Origin of the sequence: Phormidium tenue FACHB-1052, assembly GCF_014696675.1 — a bacterium.
Classification (GTDB): Bacteria; Cyanobacteriota; Cyanobacteriia; order Phormidesmidales; family Phormidesmidaceae; genus Nodosilinea; species Nodosilinea tenuis_A.
On sequence record NZ_JACJQN010000007.1, the window covers coordinates 171,266 to 189,624 of the forward strand.

At 56.3% G+C, this 18,359-nt stretch carries 17 protein-coding genes and 1 riboswitch; of the genes, 6 read left to right on the forward strand and 11 right to left on the reverse strand.

Annotated features, from left to right (window positions below; genetic code table 11):
- Nucleotides 1-406 precede the first annotated feature (406 nt).
- The 3 genes from dnaN (at nt 407) to H6G07_RS11885 (ending at nt 2,256) form a co-directional block, all read left to right on the forward strand.
- On the forward strand, nt 407-1,537 hold the full coding sequence (gene dnaN, locus H6G07_RS11875) for a DNA polymerase III subunit beta (RefSeq protein ID WP_073608198.1): 1,131 nt from the start codon (nt 407-409) through the stop codon (nt 1,535-1,537).
- 81 nt (nt 1,538-1,618) lie between these two features.
- Entirely contained in the window at nt 1,619-1,864 is a 246-nt protein-coding gene (locus H6G07_RS11880) for a FitA-like ribbon-helix-helix domain-containing protein (protein ID WP_073608233.1), read from the forward strand.
- The gene (locus H6G07_RS11885; protein WP_073608197.1) at nt 1,861-2,256 is read left to right on the forward strand and encodes a type II toxin-antitoxin system VapC family toxin; all 396 of its coding nucleotides are present in this window, start codon (nt 1,861-1,863) and stop codon (nt 2,254-2,256) included. The genes H6G07_RS11880 and H6G07_RS11885 overlap by 4 nt, the downstream gene beginning before the upstream one ends.
- Before the next feature lie 29 nt (nt 2,257-2,285).
- Here H6G07_RS11885 and H6G07_RS11890 read toward each other — a convergent pair whose 3' ends face one another.
- Nucleotides 2,286-3,107, reverse strand: coding sequence for a lysophospholipid acyltransferase family protein (locus tag H6G07_RS11890; RefSeq protein ID WP_242026738.1), 822 nt, complete (start codon nt 3,105-3,107; stop codon nt 2,286-2,288).
- A gap of 87 nt (nt 3,108-3,194) precedes the next feature.
- On the reverse strand, nt 3,195-3,926 hold the full coding sequence (locus H6G07_RS11895; RefSeq protein WP_199312041.1) for a hypothetical protein: 732 nt from the start codon (nt 3,924-3,926) through the stop codon (nt 3,195-3,197).
- A 172-nt stretch (nt 3,927-4,098) separates the two neighbouring features.
- Between H6G07_RS11895 and H6G07_RS26885 the strand changes: the two genes are divergently transcribed.
- Nucleotides 4,099-4,368, forward strand: coding sequence for a DUF29 domain-containing protein (locus H6G07_RS26885; protein ID WP_338420697.1), 270 nt, complete (start codon nt 4,099-4,101; stop codon nt 4,366-4,368).
- Nucleotides 4,349-4,558, forward strand: a complete 210-nt coding sequence (locus H6G07_RS26890; RefSeq protein WP_338420698.1) for a DUF29 family protein — start codon at nt 4,349-4,351, stop codon at nt 4,556-4,558. The genes H6G07_RS26885 and H6G07_RS26890 overlap by 20 nt, the downstream gene beginning before the upstream one ends.
- Before the next feature lie 45 nt (nt 4,559-4,603).
- On the opposite strand, the gene H6G07_RS11905 is transcribed toward H6G07_RS26890, so the two are convergent.
- The 7 genes from H6G07_RS11905 to H6G07_RS11935 all read right to left on the reverse strand — a co-directional run bounded on the left by H6G07_RS11905 (nt 4,604) and on the right by H6G07_RS11935 (nt 12,562).
- A complete protein-coding gene (locus H6G07_RS11905; RefSeq protein WP_139297008.1) occupies nt 4,604-5,464 on the reverse strand; it encodes a helix-turn-helix domain-containing protein in 861 nt (286 codons plus the stop codon).
- Nucleotides 5,465-5,618: 154 nt separating this feature from the next.
- On the reverse strand, nt 5,619-6,704 hold the full coding sequence (psbA, locus tag H6G07_RS11910) for a photosystem II reaction center subunit D1 (RefSeq protein WP_190740709.1): 1,086 nt from the start codon (nt 6,702-6,704) through the stop codon (nt 5,619-5,621).
- Nucleotides 6,705-6,910: 206 nt separating this feature from the next.
- Nucleotides 6,911-7,258: a histidine triad nucleotide-binding protein gene (locus H6G07_RS11915; protein WP_073608192.1), complete on the reverse strand. Its 348-nt coding sequence runs from the start codon at nt 7,256-7,258 to the stop codon at nt 6,911-6,913.
- Nucleotides 7,259-7,351: 93 nt separating this feature from the next.
- Nucleotides 7,352-8,821 carry an FAD-dependent oxidoreductase gene (locus H6G07_RS11920; RefSeq protein ID WP_242026739.1) on the reverse strand — a complete coding sequence of 490 codons (1,470 nt, stop codon included), beginning with the start codon at nt 8,819-8,821 and terminating at the stop codon, nt 7,352-7,354.
- Nucleotides 8,822-9,021: 200 nt separating this feature from the next.
- Nucleotides 9,022-9,468: a MarR family winged helix-turn-helix transcriptional regulator gene (locus tag H6G07_RS11925; RefSeq protein WP_073608190.1), complete on the reverse strand. Its 447-nt coding sequence runs from the start codon at nt 9,466-9,468 to the stop codon at nt 9,022-9,024.
- Nucleotides 9,469-9,503: 35 nt separating this feature from the next.
- The gene (locus H6G07_RS11930; protein WP_073608189.1) at nt 9,504-10,994 is read right to left on the reverse strand and encodes a carotenoid oxygenase family protein; all 1,491 of its coding nucleotides are present in this window, start codon (nt 10,992-10,994) and stop codon (nt 9,504-9,506) included.
- Nucleotides 10,995-11,110: 116 nt separating this feature from the next.
- Nucleotides 11,111-12,562, reverse strand: a complete 1,452-nt coding sequence (locus H6G07_RS11935; RefSeq protein WP_084173069.1) for a folate/biopterin family MFS transporter — start codon at nt 12,560-12,562, stop codon at nt 11,111-11,113.
- A 588-nt stretch (nt 12,563-13,150) separates the two neighbouring features.
- Between H6G07_RS11935 and H6G07_RS26895 the strand changes: the two genes are divergently transcribed.
- Nucleotides 13,151-16,036 (forward strand): DUF4912 domain-containing protein, encoded by a 2,886-nt coding sequence (locus H6G07_RS26895; RefSeq protein WP_073608188.1) that lies wholly within the window; start codon nt 13,151-13,153, stop codon nt 16,034-16,036.
- An 89-nt stretch (nt 16,037-16,125) separates the two neighbouring features.
- Here the strand turns inward: H6G07_RS26895 and hydA are convergent, their stop codons facing one another.
- Together hydA and H6G07_RS11950 are read right to left on the reverse strand one after the other, a co-directional pair.
- The gene (hydA, locus tag H6G07_RS11945) at nt 16,126-17,541 is read right to left on the reverse strand and encodes a dihydropyrimidinase (protein ID WP_073608187.1); all 1,416 of its coding nucleotides are present in this window, start codon (nt 17,539-17,541) and stop codon (nt 16,126-16,128) included.
- Between the two features lie 197 nt (nt 17,542-17,738).
- Nucleotides 17,739-17,984: a hypothetical protein gene (locus tag H6G07_RS11950; RefSeq protein ID WP_073608186.1), complete on the reverse strand. Its 246-nt coding sequence runs from the start codon at nt 17,982-17,984 to the stop codon at nt 17,739-17,741.
- A 261-nt stretch (nt 17,985-18,245) separates the two neighbouring features.
- A riboswitch (Glutamine riboswitch) is annotated at nt 18,246-18,338 on the forward strand.
- Nucleotides 18,339-18,359: the final 21 nt, after the last annotated feature.

Below are 18,359 nucleotides of genomic sequence, written 5' to 3' on the forward strand. Positions count from 1 at the left end.
AACCTTAGATCTTTTTCCAGGCTTTTTCCCCAGCGAAGTTAGCAATGCAACCCATAGTTGCCAGACTTTTCAAAGGTTATCCACAGTTTTCACAGGCTCTACTACTACTACTACTATCTTTTAAATTTTCTTCTTCCGGAAGGCAGACCTTACTTAACAGGGGCCACACTGAGGGGAACAAAAAAGGGTGGTAGGATGAACGCCCAATCAAAAAGTATCTGCTTTCAAAAACGCTATAAAGCTTTTAGGCAAAGGGATCCAGCCCTTCAAAATTTTGTAAAAAGAACGGTTTAACCGGGAATCTATTGCAAAGGTGAGATACTGCTAGTACGGAATCAGTCCACCCTCGCAGATGAATCTTCTCGGGTGGCATTCCGCTCCAGTTGCGTTTCTTTTTTCCGTTGCCATGAAGTTTATCTGCCCCCAGAACGAGCTGAGTGCCCAGCTGTCGTCGGTGAGCCGTGCGGTGTCATCTCGCCCTAGTCGCCCTGTGCTAGCCAATATTTTGGTCAAGGCCGATATTGAGAGTCAGTCGGTTACCCTGGTGGGCTTTGACGAGGTGCTGGGCATTGAAAGCCGCTTTAGCGCCCAAGTCGAAGAACCCGGCACACTCACTCTGCCCTCTAAACTCTGGGGCGATATTGTTTCTCGCCTGGCCAATGAAGACATCACTCTAGAATCTGAGGGCGATAGCACTACCGTGACGCTTACCTCATCCTCGGGCCGTTATGAGGTGCGAGGCCTGAGTGCTGAAGACTACCCCTCGCTGCCCACGGTGGAAGAGGGCGAAGCGATTTCGCTTTCGGCTGATGCGCTGCTCAGTGGCCTACGCGGCTCGCTTTTTGCCACTAGCGGCGACGAAACCAAACAGGTGCTCACCGGCGTGCACCTGCTCTCTGAAACCGATGCCCTAGAGTTTGCCGCCACCGATGGCCACCGTCTGGCCGTGGTGCAAACCACCGACGAATCGGCTACCGATACGCCAGTGATGGATGTCACTGTGCCTGCTAAGGCGCTGCGCGAGCTAGAGCGCATGATTCAGGGCTATACCTCTAATGAGCCGGTGGCCCTACGGCTCGATGAAACTCAGGTGTTGTTTGACCTGGGGGCACAGCGTCTCACTACCCGTCTGCTCGAAGGGCAGTACCCCAACTACCGCCAGCTGCTGCCGAAGCAGTTTGCCCGTCAGGTGACAGTCGATCGCAAAGGGTTGATGTCGAGTCTGGAGCGTATTGCCGTGCTGGCCAGCCAGAAAAATGACATCATTAAAATCACCCTCAACCCTGGTGATCAGAGCATTGCTCTCTCGGTCGAAGCGCAGGAAGTCGGCAGCGGGCGCGAAGAATTGCCCGCCCAGGTGAGCGGTGACGAGCTGGATATCGCCTTTAATGTGCGCTATCTGCTGGATGGTTTGAAGGCGTTTGACACTACTGAGGTGCAAATGCAGTGCAATGCGGCGACTAGCCCGGCGGTGTTTGTGCCCCTGGGGGAAACTAAGATTACCTACCTGGTCATGCCCGTGCAAATTCGGGGGTAGTGGTTCATCCCTGAACCCCTTAGTGCAATGGTGGTAATGAGTGCCAGAATGGAACTATTTCGGTTGCATTCCAACTTTTCTATGCCTACCAACCTGACTTTAAAGAACATTCCTGATGGAGTGTATGAACGCTTAAAGGCCTCTGCTGAACGGCATCGCCGCAGCTTAAACAGTGAGGCCATTGTTTGCCTAGAGTCTGTGCTGTTGCCGAGCAAAATTTCGACCAGTGAACGGTTAGCCCGTGCCCGTGCGCTACGTAACGCATTACCGCAAAGTGAGTTTCGTGCCGAAGATATTGATGCAGCCAAGCGGCTTGACCGACCATGATCGTTGTTGATTCAAATGTGCTTGCTTACTTGTACTTGCCCTGCGAATATACGGCAGCAGCCGAGCAACTGCTGGAACGTGACTCTGAGTGGGCAGCGCCCATCCTTTGGCGCAGCGAGTTCCGCAATATCTTGGCTGGTTACTTGAGGCGAAAGATTATTACCTTTGAGCAGGCGAATGACTTGCAGGCTGAGGCTGAGTCACTGATGCAGGGTGCCGAATTTGAAGTAGATTCGCGATCGGTGCTGGAGCTCGTGCGTGATAGTGATTGCTCTGCCTACGACTGTGAGTTTATTGCGCTAGCCATACAGCTTGATACCAAGGTAGTGTCGATGGACAAGAAGCTAGTGAGAGCGTTTCCGAGCCGTGCAGTGGCTTTGTCTGGGGCATAACGTGCGGGCTATGCCTCAGGTGTTTACTCTCATTCGCTGCTGTGCTTAGCAATTAGGTGGTTGAGGTCGTGCTGCATTTTGTGGTGAACCTGCCAGTAACAGGTATCGACGTAGGTGCGATCGCGCGCCGCCTCTGCCCCATAACGCTCAAAATAGATCGGTGCGCCGACATAGGTGTCAATGGGGCGGGGCCAGGGAATATTGGGCAGCGGCCCAAAGGCAATGCCCCAAGGCAGCCCTAGGTAGATGGGGAACACCTCCGGATCGATGCCCAGTAGCCAGGGCATGCCCAACTCGTGGAGGCGTTCGACGAGGGGATAGATGTCGGCTAGCACCAGCAGCGTTTCGTGGGCACCCCAGGAGACCACCGGCACGATGGGAATCTGGCGCTGAATGGCGATTTTGACAAACCCCTTGCGATCGCCCAACTGAACTTGATCGCGCTGATAAAACGGACGAAACACATCCTGCGCCCCGCCGGGATATACCAAAATGCTGGCACCGCGATCGAGGGCGGCTAGGGCAGTTTTGGGGTGGGCGGCGATCGCCCCCGCCCGTTCTGCCAGCCAGGCCGCAGGGGGAGACGCCTGCCACACCTTAGGGTGCATCAGACCGTAGACCAGGCGATCGGTGCCAAAGCGCCGCACCCAGTCGTAGACCATCATAAACATGTCAGGTGCCGACAACCCGCCATTGTGAGAGCCCACCAGCATCACCTGACCCTCAGGAATCTGCTCCCACCCCGCGGTCTGAACGTGAAAGTAATGCTCGTATAGCCAGGCCCAAAGCGGCTGAAAGGCTTCAATAAATCGAGGATCGCGACGATCGAGTGACCAGCCTGGTTTCTGCATCGTCTTAGGGCCGTAATTCCTCATTTAATCGGTGTTTCCTGACCGGATCTAGGCGAATGCATTGTATTACTAAACGCTAGTCCAGAACTAGTACGGAGCCTCAATCGCTTCAAACATCATGTCATTGAAATCAAATAACATGGTTTCCTTTGTTAAGCCGTGTTTGCAGACTTGGGCCGCGTGAAGCTGGCCTGCGCTGGCCCAGACCAGCCGTTTATTGTCTAACTCGGCCCACTCCCAGTCTGGACAGGCTATGGCTATGGCTGAGCCAGGGCCAATCAGCTCATGCTCATCCCAATAGCAGCCTTTACCCACCGGAGCACCAACTTCGGCGTGGGCAATCTTGCGCAGTGTCCAGCCTTGACCAATGGGTTTCTCAAAGATATCTTTGTCTTGCCACTGTCTAACCTTGATGCGATCGACCCAAGTCCAACCGTCACGCAGTAGGCGAGGGTAATAGACGCTCAAGCATTCGCCGCCGCAGCCGCCCTTGGGCTGATACTGGGTGTCTCGCTGCAAAGACGATGGGTTAGATAATCCTGTATGGCCATAGCCGTCATTTAGCCAATATTTCGTCTTTCCCGTCCACAGGCCGCCACCGTGCCAGCAGTCGCCCTTCGGGAGAAATGCGATCGCCTTCAGATACGGCACCTGCGAAATCGCCGTCCACGCTCCCCGCGACTCCGACTGCCATTGGCCGTTCATCGCGAAATAGATGACATGCTTGCCATCGGGCGAGATGTCACTGCGACGCTCATAGATGCGGCCTTTCATCCATTGGCCAAGGTGAAAGGTGTCGCGATCGCGATTCCAGAGCATCGTCGCAACGCGCTTCGATGGCCCCCTGCGAATCACCAATCCAACGGGTGCCTGACTGGCCAACAGAACGTGAATACGAGGCGGGAACTGTGACACTGGGAACCACCGCAATTACTCTGGGTTGCTTCTTTTATGATGAGCTATAGATCGGCTTGCAAAATAGGCATACGCTATGGCCAGCCTTTATGAAACAGATTTCTATGCCTGGACTCAGCAGCAAACCCAACTGCTAGAGCAAAACCTGTGGGATAAGCTCGATTTGCCCCACCTTGTAGAGGAACTCGAAGACTTGGGACGGCGGGAACGGCAAGAATTGAGAAATCGGCTGAGTGTGCTGCTGGGGCATCTGCTGAAGTGGCACTATCAACCGGAGCGTCGGGGAAATAGCTGGCGGGCCCACCATTCGGGAACAGCGTACCCAAGTGCAGCTAGGGTTGAGTGACAACCCTAGTCTGAAGCCGTATTTGGCGGAGGCGCTGGCGTTGGCGAAGCCTCTCCCTTGGAGAATCGCCTATCAACTCGGCCAAGATTTAGCCGTGCAAGACACCGGCCTTGACTACAGCACTTTTCCGACTGACTGCCCCTACACCCTGGCTCAAATTCTCGACCCAACTTTCTTTCTCAATTTCTAGTTGAACACATGAAGATACCATCTGCCATAAGCTACAGTTCTGCCGCTAGCTTTGCCTTAGGTGAACTAACTCAGACCCAGGGTCAAACCCATCAGCGAGTAACCCCGCCTCGATCAATCTTCGAAGAGTCTGGTTTTTTGACTCCCCAGACTTGCTTACTGTCTCGATTCGGCGAACCGTATCAGCGTCAAATCGAAAGCAAAGGTGACTGCCCCGTGTCCCTGCCATTCCATAGGATTGACGGGCAGAGATTTTCGATAGATTGGGATAATTGAGGCCAAGCTCAATCAGTTGGTTAACGACTTTAAGATTGTAACGGTTGTTAGGGCCATCTTTAGGAAAGTACCACCGTTCGCCGTCACTACCGTTGGCAGTAGCCCACCGATCAATAGCAGTGTCTAGGGCGGCTGTAGTCTTGCACTGCCACTGCTTCCCGCTCGGGGGAGTGGCAATAGGATAGATACTCCAATGGCTAACAAAGGTACCTCTCTTAGCTAGCAGCTCAGAGATTTCCGCCGCCTCCTTGCCCTGCTCACGCCAAGCTATAATTTCCTGACGAGTAGCAGAGTCAAGTCCCTCTCGGCCCCCAGTATTGACAGTTAGCAGCGCCTCAATACCATGTTCCTCATAGTCGTTCAGCCACTTACTGGCACTTGACCAGGAAATGTCTACCATCTTTTGAGCAGCACTGGCACTCTTGGCAGCCCCAGTCTTTAGCAGTAGCAGAAGATTAAGACGCTTTTCGATTAAACGATTGGGCACGTCATCGCCATGCTTGTTTATAAGCTCTCGCAACTCATCAGGGGTTTCTTTTATATCGTCAGCCTTCCAGCGCCGACCCGGCGTTTTTTTAATGCCACTTTCATTTGCTGAAGTCATAAAGGAATGTGCTACAGAAAATATCATTCGACTCTGTAACCCAGAATTCCCACGCACCAGTTGACAAACACAGCAGTTCAATCTGCAACAAAAAACGCCCCAAAATTCTGGGGCGTTTCATACCTTCATTCGACCTGTTCACAGGATGGGCGAGGCGCTAACCCCGCCCCAGTTTCATAACCTAGCCGTTGATTACAGGAGCCTGTAGTGCAACGGGGGTGGCCTCACCGGCAGAAGCTAGGTCGAGGGGGAAGTTGTGAGCATTGCGCTCGTGCATCACTTCCATACCCAGGTTCGCCCGGTTGATCACGTCAGCCCAGGTGCCAATCACACGACCCTGTGAGTCAAGGATGGACTGGTTGAAGTTGAACCCGTTCAGGTTGAACGCCATGGTGCTGATGCCCAAGGAGGTGAACCAGATGCCAATCACTGGCCACGCACCCAGGAAGAAGTGCAGTGAGCGAGAGTTGTTGAAGCTGGCGTATTGGAAGATGAGACGACCGAAGTAGCCGTGGGCCGCAACGATGTTGTAGGTCTCTTCTTCTTGACCAAACTTGTAGCCGTAGTTCTGCGACTCGGTCTCGGTGGTCTCACGCACCAGTGACGAGGTCACCAGCGAACCGTGCATGGCGGAGAACAGGGAGCCACCGAACACACCCGCCACACCCAACATGTGGAAGGGGTGCATCAGAATGTTGTGCTCAGCCTGGAACACCAGCATGAAGTTGAAGGTACCGGAGATACCCAGAGGCATGCCGTCGGAGAAGGAGCCTTGACCCAGGGGGTAAATCAGGAACACGGCGGTCGCAGCAGACACAGGAGCGCTGTAAGCGACGCAGATCCAGGGGCGCATGCCCAGGCGGTAGGAGAGTTCCCACTGACGACCCATGTAGCAGAAGACGCCGATGAGGAAGTGGAAAATCACCAACTGGTAAGGGCCACCGTTGTACAGCCACTCATCGAGGGAAGCGGCTTCCCAGATGGGGTAGAAGTGCAGGCCAATGGCGTTAGACGAGGGCACAACCGCACCAGAGATGATGTTGTTGCCGTACATCAAAGAGCCAGCTACAGGCTCACGGATGCCGTCAATATCGACCGCTGGGGCCGCGATAAAGGCAATGACGAAGCAGATGGTTGCAGTAAGCAGCGTGGGGATCATCAGTACGCCGAACCAGCCCACATACAGGCGGTTCTCGGTGCTGGTAATCCACTGACAAAACTGCTCCCAAGCTCCCGCACTATCGCGGGCGCGAAGAGAAGTAGTCATAGTAAGAGTCCAATAAATAACAACGAAAAATGGATGATGGATGCGCCGCTAGAGGCCAAGTCCAGAAGTAAAAGATATCTGCGGGAAACTAAAGTCCCGAACTGGACTTGGTTAGAGTGACTCACCCATATGCAGTGTAAAGTTTCTCTTTTCTACAGAAAATGCTGAGAAAAGAAAGTTTATTTCGTTGCACAAAAGTAAATAACCTAGCCCGGCGGCCAATCTAGGCTACGTCCGCCAAGCAGGTGCAAGTGTAGGTGAAAAACGGTTTGCCCACCGTCGCTGCCGGTGTTGATCACTACTCGGTAGCCGTTCTCGGTTAAACCAGCTTGATCGGCCACCTGCTTAACAGTTAGCAATAGATGGCCCAACAGTTCTTTATCTTCAGCGCTTGCATCCGATAGCTTGGGAATGGGCTTTTTGGGGATGACCAGAATGTGGGTAGGCGCTTGGGGCGTGATGTCAGTAAAGGCGAGGCAGAGATCATCTTCGTAGACAATATTGGCTGGAATCTCTTTACGGATGATTTTGCCAAAGATAGTGTCGCCACTCATAGGAAAAGCTGGGCTAAAAGATGCCGCTATTGTCGCACGGGCCTGGGTGGGCTGGGGCGTCGTCTCAGCAGGGTTGTAGGGGCAATGGGCCGATTAGTTACAGGCTTTCTGCGCTAGTGGTTTGACGGTGGGGCTATGGAGAATCTGGCCGTCGCAGCTAAAGCGGGAGCCGTGGCAGGGGCAATCCCAGCTTTTCTCAGCCTGGTTCCAGGCAACGATGCAGCCTAGGTGGGGGCACACAGCAGAAACGGTGTGCAGCTGACCGTTGTCGTCGCGGTAGGCGGCGACTTTGGCCCCTTTGTGGGTGACGAGTTTGCCTTCTCCAGAGGTGACGCTATCGGTGGAATCAAACAGGCCTTTGAAGCGATCGCCCACCCAGTGCGACCCGACATCCAGATTTTGCTGAACTGAGGTCTTGGTGACTAAGGGCGTTGGGCGGGTGGCGTCGTAGAGGTCTGCCCAGGGATGCTTCTGACCCAAAATGGCGTCAGAGAGTACCATGCCTGCAATGACTGACTTGGTCATGCCCCAGAGGCTAAAGCCAGTGGCGACGTAGGTGTGCTGGTGGGCTAGGGTGAGCTTGCCAATGTAGGGCAGCTGGTCGAAGGATTTATAGTCTTGGCTTGACCAGCGATAGGCGGGTTCGACCCCAAAGTGGTGGCGCAAAAAGTCTTCTAAACGCTGGTAGCGTTCGTCGGTGGCATTGTCTTGGCCAACTTTGTGGCCCTCACCGCCGACTAGCAGCAGCAGCCTGCCGTCGTCGGTAGGGGCAGTGCGAATGGAGCGGTAGCCCTCGCCTACGCCAATGTACATGCCCTGGGGTGCGCGGTTAGCGTCGATGTGCCCCCCAACTAGGTAAGACCGCTGGGGATAGCTCTTGGCAAAGAAAAGCCCAATATCCAGGATGGACGGGTTGGTGGCAACTACCACGTCTTGAGCGATCACCGTAGGCCCGTTTTGGGTGATTACACGGCAGGGGTCTTCGTCTTTAACGGTATTTACTCGGGTTTGCTCAAAGACATAGCTGCCGTTACCGGGTAGGGTGGCTGCGATCGCCAGCATGAACTTGTGCGGGTGAAACTGCGCCTGATCAGGCAGCATGACGGCCCCAGTCACCGACAGGGGCAGGTCTACGCTCTCAACAAAGGTAACGGGAAGACCTAAACTCTGGGCCGCTTCTAGTTCATCTTTGATCTGTTCGAGCCCCGCTTGATCGGTGGCGAAGGTGTAATTGGCTTTACGTTCAAAGTCGCAGTCGATGTTTTCAGCGGCGATTAACTCGGCTAGGCGGGCGATCGCGGCCTGGTTTGATGCTCCATAGAGCCGTGCTTTCTCGGTGCCGTGCTGGGCAACCAGATCGGCATAGATTAGCTGTTGCAGGGCAGATACTTTGGCGGTGGTGTGGCCCGATGTGCCTTGGCCGATGCGATCGGCTTCAATCAGTGCCACAGTCTTTCCAGCCTGCTTGAGCAGCTTAGCGGTGATTACCCCCGCTAGTCCAGCGCCCACAATGGCTACATCCACCGTCACATCCTGGTTCAGAGCCGGGTAAGTAGAAGGCAATGTCGAATCAATCCAGTAAGAAACATGCCTTCCGGGGCGAGTCATAACAGAAAACCAGGATTGGGGAGATCACTGATCTTCTTAGACTTCGGTGTTATGCCCCTCATTCCCAGGGGGTAGATCAGACTGCGCCTGTTAACAGATGACTCCATCCTTTGACCGAGGCGATTAGAAGCGTATGACGAATCAGCAACCCACCGCTAAAACGCCTGTCGCAACTGTCCTAGCAGCACCCGTAACTGCTCCAGATTGTCCGCATCTAAATGCTCAAAACGCGCTTTCAGGTGAGCAACATGGGCTGGAAACACATTTTCAAAGACCCGGTTTCCCTCAGGCGTTAGCTGCACAATGACGCTGCGCCGATTGTCTGCGGGGGTCGATCGCTGCACTAGCTGCTTCTGCACTAAGCGATCGACCACCCCGGTCAGAGTACCCTTCGTGATCAGCGTTTTTTCGCCAATGTCGCCCATGGTCATGCCCTGGGTGTTACCCAGGGTAGCAATGACATCAAACTGGGCAGGAGTCAGGTCAAACTGCCGCACATGGGCGTTAGAGTAGGCCGAAAACGCCTGGTAGGACCGCGCCAGCTCCCGGATCACCGCAATAAAAGGCTCCTGAGCGGCTTGAGCAGGGGAAGCAGAGGCCATCGGCAGTAACCCATACAGTTCTAATTAGGTTAATTCTAACCTTGAGCTTCCTCTGAACTGTGGTCTGGGCCAAAGTAGTGGGGCACAAAGTTGCCGTGCAGACCGTAGGGGACGTGGTGGGGCAGCTTGAGCCGGGCCATAGGGCCAGCGGCAATGTCGCGCCCCTCTAAAATCACCAGGTCAGAGCAGCCGCGCTCGGCGTTATACATCAGCACCAGCACCCAGCCGTCATCGTCCCCCCGGCCCTGGGGGCGGGGCACAAACAGCGGCTCACCCATAAACCCGCGCGGGGCAGCGCTCCATAGCTGGGTTTCACCTGTGTGGGTATCGAGCTTGAGCAGGGCTTGCAGCGGTGCGTTGCCCTTAGACCCATGGGCTGTCCCTATAAATAGATGTCGGTAGGGCTGCCCCACAGCGTCGGGGTGCAGGGTGGGAAATTCCACACAGCGGGAAACCAGTGTGTCGACCTGGGTAGTACCTGCCGCCACATCCACTGTAAAGCGCCAGAGCTGCCCAGCCGGCACATGGTCAAAGTCAACCTCAAGAAAGTCGCTGCCGTCTAGAGAGGGGAAATTTTCGTAGCAGACGGAGTCGATCACCACCTGACCGTTTTGTTCAAAGGCATTGGCATGGTGAAACACAAAGCAAGGATCGGTCTCTATCACCTGCATAGGGTCGCCATTGCGGGGCACCAGCAGAATTTTGGTGGGCTGCTTGGGGTTGAAGCTAATGCATTCTGCCGCCCCTTTGAACCCGAGCAAGAAGGGCACTGGCCCAAAGCTCACCGGGTTTTGGAAGAAGATGGCGTAGTTGGGGGTCAGAGCAAAGTCGTGGATGAACGCGAAGCCAGGAATGCTGTGGCTGTGCTGACTGAGGGCATTGCCCTGGGCGTCGAGTTCGTAGAGGGTAATGGTGCTAGAAAGGCCGGTTTTAACCGAGAAACCCACCAGCCTCTGGTCGCCGTGGTGGCCAGGGTCAAGTTTAGGGTGGGCCGTGAAGGAGCCACCGGGGGCAATCAGGCCGTTCAGGTAGTCCAGCCCCAGGGTGTCGAGGGTAGCGGGATCTAGCCGATGGGGTTCGGCGGCTTCCCACAGGGCCAGCAGCTTGTCGGCCCAGTAGACAATGTTAGTGTTGGCGATGTTCTTCAGCTTCAGGTCAAAGGCGTTGGCCAAGGGGCCACCGGGCTTTTGGGTGCCAAAAACGCCTCTGTAAAGCGGTTTTTGGGCCTGCTGCTCGGCTACGTAGCCCGCCGTGCGCACAAAGCGGTTGCGAAAGTAGGCCCGTCCATTCTGAATGGCGATGCTGCTGATCATGCCGTCGCCATCGAAGGGGTGCTTGACGGGGTGGCCGTGGACATCGAGCAGGCCAGGGCCATTGCGAAATAAAGTGCCCTCTAGATCGGCGGGAATGGTGCCCTCGATGTCGTCGATCCAGTAGCTGTACTCGTGGGGTTGGGAGCGGTAGCCGCTGCCCCAGTCTTCGACAGAAAAGGTGGCGGCGGTGGGACGGGGTTGGGTCGCGGTCATGGTGGGGTAGTTAGGAAAGTAAAGGAGACGGAGAAAATAAGGCGGTAAAGGAGCTGGGGAAAAAACTGTGGAAAACTTTAGGGTTCATTCGCGCAGCGATGCAACATGTCTATCGATCACTCTTGTTTCGCGTAACGTTCTGATCCAGAATCGCCCACGGTTACTGGGTGCTCGGTTACATGGGTTGAGAATAAACTGGTTGAACCCACGGGGGGTTCTGCCGGGGGAAGGGTTTCGGCGTGTTCTTCGTTGCGATCGCCCACTCCCTGGGATGAGGTATTGGGCAGCAAAAACAGCAGGGGCAAGGGCAGCAGCGTGGTGAGATTGGTGATCAGTACCAGTTCCCACAGGTTGTCGAAGTTGGTTTCGGTGACGCTAAGCCAGTGGGTCAGCACCGCTCCCAGTTCGTGGGAGAGCAGCCCGGCTAAATTCACCACCGACATCAGCAGCGCAAATAGGGTGGCCTCTACGCCGGGGGGGCAGAGCCGCGCCGAGAGCACCAGCACCGGCATGAAGGCAATTTCGCCCATCACGGTGAGCACTAAACTGTCGCCGAGGCTAAACCACTCGTCGCCAATGCCCAGGTTGCGGTTGGCGTGGGTAACCAGCAGCAGCATGCTCATGCCGAGCACGCTGGAAAGCACCGTAGACCAAGCAAAAATGGTGCGAAAGGGCACTGTGCGCAAAAACCGCTGAAAGACCCAGATACCCAGGAGGGCGGCCAGACTAGTGACTAATCGCACCCGCCCCAAAAACTCGGGCTGAAAGCCTAAATCGTTGGTCGTGAAGAAAAAGAAGGCGGCATCAGCGGTGGGAGTAGCCTGCCAGAGAAATAAGAATAGAGCAGGCATCCAGATCGCCCGCTGGCGAACGGCCTGCCAGAGCTGTTTGACCTGGTTACCCACCACCGCCCAGCTAGGAGAATCGACTGGGTCTTCGATGATCAGCACCGCGACTAGCGACACAATCAGCGGAAAAGTGGCGGTGATGCCAAATACGGCGCGGGTGCTGATGTGCTGAAGCAGCGCGCCGCCTAAATAAGCGGTGAGAACTCCCCCTACCGCCGAGGTACCCCAGGCGAGGGATTGCAGCGTGCCAGCGTTGCCGAGGGATTCGCCCCTCGCCCGCTCTACCACAAGAGAATCCACAATTACGTCGCTAACGGCAACGGAGAGGGAACTGAGGGTGATGGCTGCGATCGCCGCCCATCCCGTCTGCACCACCGTAGCTAGCGCTAGCCACGCTCCCGCACCCAACAGTCCAGAAAGGATCAGGTAGGGCCGCCGTCGATAGCCGAAGATCGGCAGTCCATCCGACAGCAGGCCAAACACGGGCTTAATCGTCCAGGGCAGAGTGGCGATACCGCTGAGGGCAGCTACCTCGGCAGGGGTTAGGCCTAGGTCATCTTTGAGAAAAAAGCTCACCGCTAGCCGCGCCAGGCCCAAGATGCCCTGTACGAAGTACACCAGCAAAATGGCAGCCAGTTCTGAGGTTAGAGGCTGGCCCAGCAGAAGGCGCTGCTCCACAAAACCCTTGATGCCGCTAGAAGTGGGGGAAGAAGCCGTCATGAATAAATCAGTCTTGCTAAATAATCGTGCTGAAATTTGTTAAGAAATGTCAATGGTTTTCCCCATGATAACCCGCTGGTTGCGGGTGGGTAGGGTGGTAGGCGTTCCTAGCAGGTTGAGCAATGGGGCGAAAACCCGGTGCAGCAGCAACCTGAATGGAGCCACGATGTGCCTTGGCGCAGCCTTCGGCAGGAACCTTTTGGTTAGGAAATAAACGGCACAGATGAGACAACAGAGAAAACTTTGTCGAATGATTTTTAGGGAAATTGCCAGACATAGGCTGTGAGGTCTGAGTTAGCCCATGCTGTCGGTTGGTTTGCAGCGTCTAGCGTCACACGGCTATTTCGAGCTGTTAAAGTAGCTGACTTTTCGCCATATTTGGGGATTTGGAGCCAATATTTGCCTTTAGCTGTCGCTGGCCCTCGACCATTGACTCCCCTGACGAATGCTGCAATAGTTGAGCGTAATTCTCGGGTACGCACCAAATCTGGGTCAATCAACGGGTTTTGCGAGACAGCATTCGCCTGTTGTGCCTATGGACTTGGTACATTTGCCTAGCCTCCCGTTCTTTGCCTCCCCCGCCAAGCGATGCAGTATTCAGTCAAGCTTCTCGTTGCCGCACTGTTTGCCCTAAGCCCAGCCGTCCATCCAGAGCTGAGGAATTTTGCCCTCGCCCAGGTGGCCCAGAGCCCGGTCTTTTCGCTGCCTGAAACTGTGCCCTCAGGAACTACCCTCTCGATTCAGAGTTCCCCAAACTTGGGCTTTGCAGCCGATGCCCTCAAGCAGGAGTTTGAAGCGGCCTACGACGGCACTGAAGTGGACGTGGAGGTGACCAACAGCGATGGGGCGATCGCGGCGCTAATCGACGGTGACACTGACCTGGCGGCGATCGGGCGTCCCCTGACGGAGGAAGAGCAGGCGCAGGACTTAACCACGGTTGCCCTAGACCGGGCCAAAATTGCCATTATTGTTGGCCCCGACAATCCCTTCAACGGCAGCCTGACCTTTGCGCAGTTTGCCGCTATGTTTCGCGGCGAAATCACCGACTGGGCTGAAGTCGGTGGAGAACCTGGCCCCATTCGCTTTGTCGATCGCCCCGAAGACAGCGACACTCGCCGTTCGCTGAGCCAGTACGAGGTTTTTCGCGGCGCTGCGTTTGAGGCTGGCCCTAGCACCGACACGGTGGCTGAAGATGACACGGCAGCGGTGATTCAGGCGTTGAACGATGACGGCATTAGCTATGCGATCGCGCCCCATGTCACCGATCAGCCGGCGGTCAAAATTGTGCCCATGCACCAGACCCTGCCCGATGATCCCCGCTACCCCTACTCGCAGCCCCGCTATTTTGTCTATAAAGGTGAACCCAGCCCCGCAATAGCCGCCTTCTTGGGCTATGCCACCTCATCCACTGGGCAATCGGCCCTATCCGCAGCTCAGGTGGCCGAAGTGGGAGCGGTGGCAGCAGGGGTAACCGCCCCAGGCACTCCCGCTGCCGAAGACATTCCAGCGGCGGCTCCTGCCCCTGGTGAGACAGACCCCGCTGCCGAAGCCCCCGCCGAAGCCCCCGCCGAAGCGGCCCCGGTAGCCGACAGCAACGCTGGATTTCCCTGGTGGTGGCTGCTGCTGCCCTTAGCGGCTCTGGGTGGCTTAGCCTGGGCGCTCGGTCGCAGCAGACGCGGTTTGGCCCCAGGCCCTGACACCTCTGTGGTTGCTCCTCCCTCCGCCGAGCCCCCTCTCCCAACGCCAGTTGCGCCTTCTGCAATGGAGCCTCCTGTTGCTCCTGCCCCGGTTGAGCCGATTGTGGTGCCGCCCGTAGTAGATGAGCCCGTAGCCGCTGCTGTGCCAGAAGCGTCCGCGCCGGTTGTCGATCTTCTCGAACCTGCTCCGGTCGTGCCGCCTGAAGCTGAGGTCACTGTGGATGAAGTGCCCGCTGCCCCCGAACCGACAGTAGCCCCCGCGGAGCCAGAACCATCCGTGCCCGCTGCTGTCCCCGTGACGCTCGGGATCGCAGGCTTGGCTGCTGGGGCCGCTGTGTCAGAAGCAACCGCGCCGGTTGACGATTTTCCTGAATCTGCTGCGATCGCGCCACCCGAACCTGAAATTGTCACTGTAGATGAAGTACCCCTGGCCCCCGAACCCGTAATAGTTCCTCAAGAGCCTGAACCGGTTGCTGTAGATGAAGTGCCCGCTGCCCCTGAGCCGACAGTAGCCCCCGCGGAGCCAGAACCATCCGTGCCCGCTGCTGTCCCCGTGACGCTCGGGATCGTAGGCTTGGCCGCTGGGGCCGCAGCATCTTTGGCCAGCACCGAAGATCAGTCTGCCGTTGAGGCCAGTAAATTTAACGTGATTGGTCGCCCCACCGAAGGCGAGCTAGATCTATCTACTATTGATGACGGGTTGCCGCCCCTGCCCGACGGCTATGGCGAAAGCCGCATTGTGCTGATGCCCCGCGACCCCCAGTGGGCCTACGCCTACTGGGATACGCCCCACACCCACAAAGAAGAGTTGCGTCGCCAGGGCGGTGAACACTTAGCCCTGCGCCTCTACGATGTCACCGGCATTAACCTAGATGACCAGGCCCCCCACAGCCTGCAACAGGTTAGCTGCGACGAGATGGCACGGGAATGGTATATGCAGATTCCGGTGAGCGATCGCGACTACCAGGTCGAGATTGGCTACCTGACAGGCGATGGTCGCTGGCTGGTGCTGGCCCGCTCCAACACCATTCGTATTCCCCCTGTCTATCCCTCCGACTGGACAGAAGAACATTTCCTCACCGTCACCTGGGACGAAAACCTGCGCGGCAAGACCATCATGACCCTGGTTGACCCTCGCGTTAGGGGAGCCGATGCCGGTGGCCAACTGCACGAGCAGCTCTATGCCTTGGCCCAAGGGGGCGAAGCCCTGCGCGTTGATGGTTCGCTATTTGGCTCAATGCAGCATGTAGCGGGGTCAATGGCACCGCCAATTAGCTCCTTTATCTTTCCCTCGGGGGCTGGGCTGGGTGCGGCAGCGATGGTGCCGGGTCTGCCGACCATGTCCGGCATTTCAGGGATGACGATGTCTGGCATCTCAGGCCTAACCCAGTCGGGAGCGGGCCTAGCGGGGCTGACAACTTCCGGAATTGGGGCGTTTACGATGTCAGGATTCTCTGGGCTGACCATGTCTGGGGTTGGTTTCGGTGCTCTAGCGCCTCGCAATTTTTGGCTAGTGGCCGATGCCGAGCTGATTGTGTATGGGGCCACCGAGCCCGATGCCACGGTGACCGTAGCTGGCGTCCCCATTGAGCTTTCTGAAGATGGCACTTTCCGGTTCCACCAGTCATTCCAGGATGGCGTCGTTGACTACCCGATCATGGCCGTAGCGGCAGACGGTGAGCAGAGCCGCAACGTGCATCTAACCTTTGAGCGGCGCACCCCCGATCGCAACACCAACACCAAAGACGAAGCCCAAGATGAATGGCCGAATTCTTAGTTTTGGGTTGGATCTAGGCCTGGCTGATGGGCAAGGATGTAAGGCTTAGAGCCTAGGGTTTGTGTTTGCTCCCAAAACCTTGCACCCTATTAAAGCACTCGCCCAGAGGCGCTGCGGGGAAGGTATTCACCCATGCCCGATCGCCCCAGCCACTCATCCCCATCGACAATACACTGGCCCCGCAAAAAGACCTTTTTGACCTTGCCCGTCACCTCGCGCCCCTCAAACAGCGAGTAATCCACCAGAGAGTGGTGGGTGCTGGCGCTGAGGGTGTGGGTTTCATTGGGGTCAAACAGCACCAGGTCGGCGTCGCTGCCGACGGCGATCGTGCCCTTGCGGGGAAACAGGCCAAACATTTTGGCCGGGGCGGTGGCGGTGAGCTGCACAAAGCGGTTGAGGTTGATGCGCCCCGCCCTCACGCCGCCGTCGTAGAGTAGGGTGAGCCGCAGTTCTACCCCAGGGGCACCGTTGGGGATGCGGTTAAAGTTATCCCGACCGAATTGCTTTGACTTAAGAATCCCTAGCGGGTTTTCATTCATGCAGAAGGGGCAGTGGTCGGTGGCCACTAGCTGCAAGTCATCGAATTGCAGGCCTCGCCACAGGGCGTGCTGGCAGTCATGGTTCCTCAAGGGCGGCGTCATCACGTACTTAGCGGCTTCAAAGCCGGGGGCGTCGTACTCCGACTCATCGAGAAATAGGTAGTGGGGGCAGGTTTCGGCAAAGGCGTGGATGCCGCGATCGCGCGCCTCCACCACTGCCTCCAAAGCCTCCTTTGCCGACAGGTGAACGATGTACACCGGCACCTCCGCCAGCTCCGCAATGCGAATTACTCGGTGGGCGGCTTCCCCTTCCATCAGGCTGGGGCGAGTGAGCTGGTGGTATTTAGGCGAAGTGTTGCCCTGCTCCAGCGCTTCTTCGATCAGCGCTTGAATCACCACCCCATTCTCAGCATGGAGGTTGACCATGCCGCCGTGGTCACCCGTGCGGCGCATCGTTCTAAAAATGTCGGCGTCGTCAACCATCAACACGCCGGGGTAGGCCATGTAGAGCTTAAAGCTAGACACCCCATCCTGGTTGATCAGGTCGGGTAGCTCGGCCAAAGAGCTGGGGTTGATGTCGGTGAGAATAACGTGAAAGGCGTAGTCAACGCAGCACTGGGGCTCAGCCGCCGCCAAGCGTCTATCCAACGCGGCCTTAGGGCTGTCGTTGTGGAACTGCTGGGCAAAGTCGATAATCGTGGTGGTGCCGCCGAAGGCTGCTGACTTGGTGCCCGTTTCAAAGGTGTCGCAGGTGTAGACATCGTTGCCCATTGGGGTTTCCATGTGTACGTGCGCGTCAATGCCGCCCGGCAGCACGAGCAACCCAGCGGCATCGTGGCATTCAGCGTTCTCTACCGAGAGCTGGCGACCAATGGCCTCAATGCGGCCATCTTGAATGAGAATGTCACCCTGATAGTCGTCTACCGCCGTGACAATGCGCCCACCTTGAATCAATACCGATGTCATAGCAAGCCTTTGCAGCGAAACGGCTGGCCAAATTGGCCGACTGCCCACCCCGCCGAGGGGAGCGCAGCGTTGCTATGACTATAGTGAGTGACCTAAAATTCGCCCATTAAATAAATGTGCAGTTGTCGGGGTGGGAAAAAGTTCAGGGTTCAGATGCAAAGAGCCGCTGTGAACCCTGTGCCTTAACCCCCAGTGCCCTAGTTGCGGTAGTGTAGCTCTTCGAGCCAGGTGCGTAGCTCGTCGGCAGAGGCGTGATCGATCGCCATCTGAGTCATGGGGTCGTAGGCATTCCACAGGGTTTGGCCAGAGGTATCACTAGCTTTCCACACACGGGGTTCACTGGTGGCTTCGAGGTGGGCCAGCAGGTTTTGCCAGAGGGCACCGAGCTGGGCAACCAGGCCAGTAGGGTTGCCATGGTTAATCGGCCAATAGCTGCTATTCATAGGTAGATCTCCTTTAGTAATGCGACAGGGTTTTCACCCACAACCTAAGAATAGATTTCTGTATCTAAAATTACAAAAGCTTTCTGTCATGGTAGGCATGAATAACTTTCATGGGCGATTCGCGGAGCGTTCTGGAACCGACTCGAAACGAGTATCTGTTCCAGAATCGCTGGCCAGAGCCGCGCATATGCTCTCTATGTAGAATTGTCAAAAGCTGATATTTCCAAAAAACAGTAGCGTATTATACAAATATCAAGATAAATCGTTCATCTCCTCTGATATTGACCGGGTGCATTCCCCCTCAGGCACCCCAGTTAGGAGACGGAAGTAGGGACACTCCCGAAGGAACGCGCCTCACTACGCATCGCTTCTAGG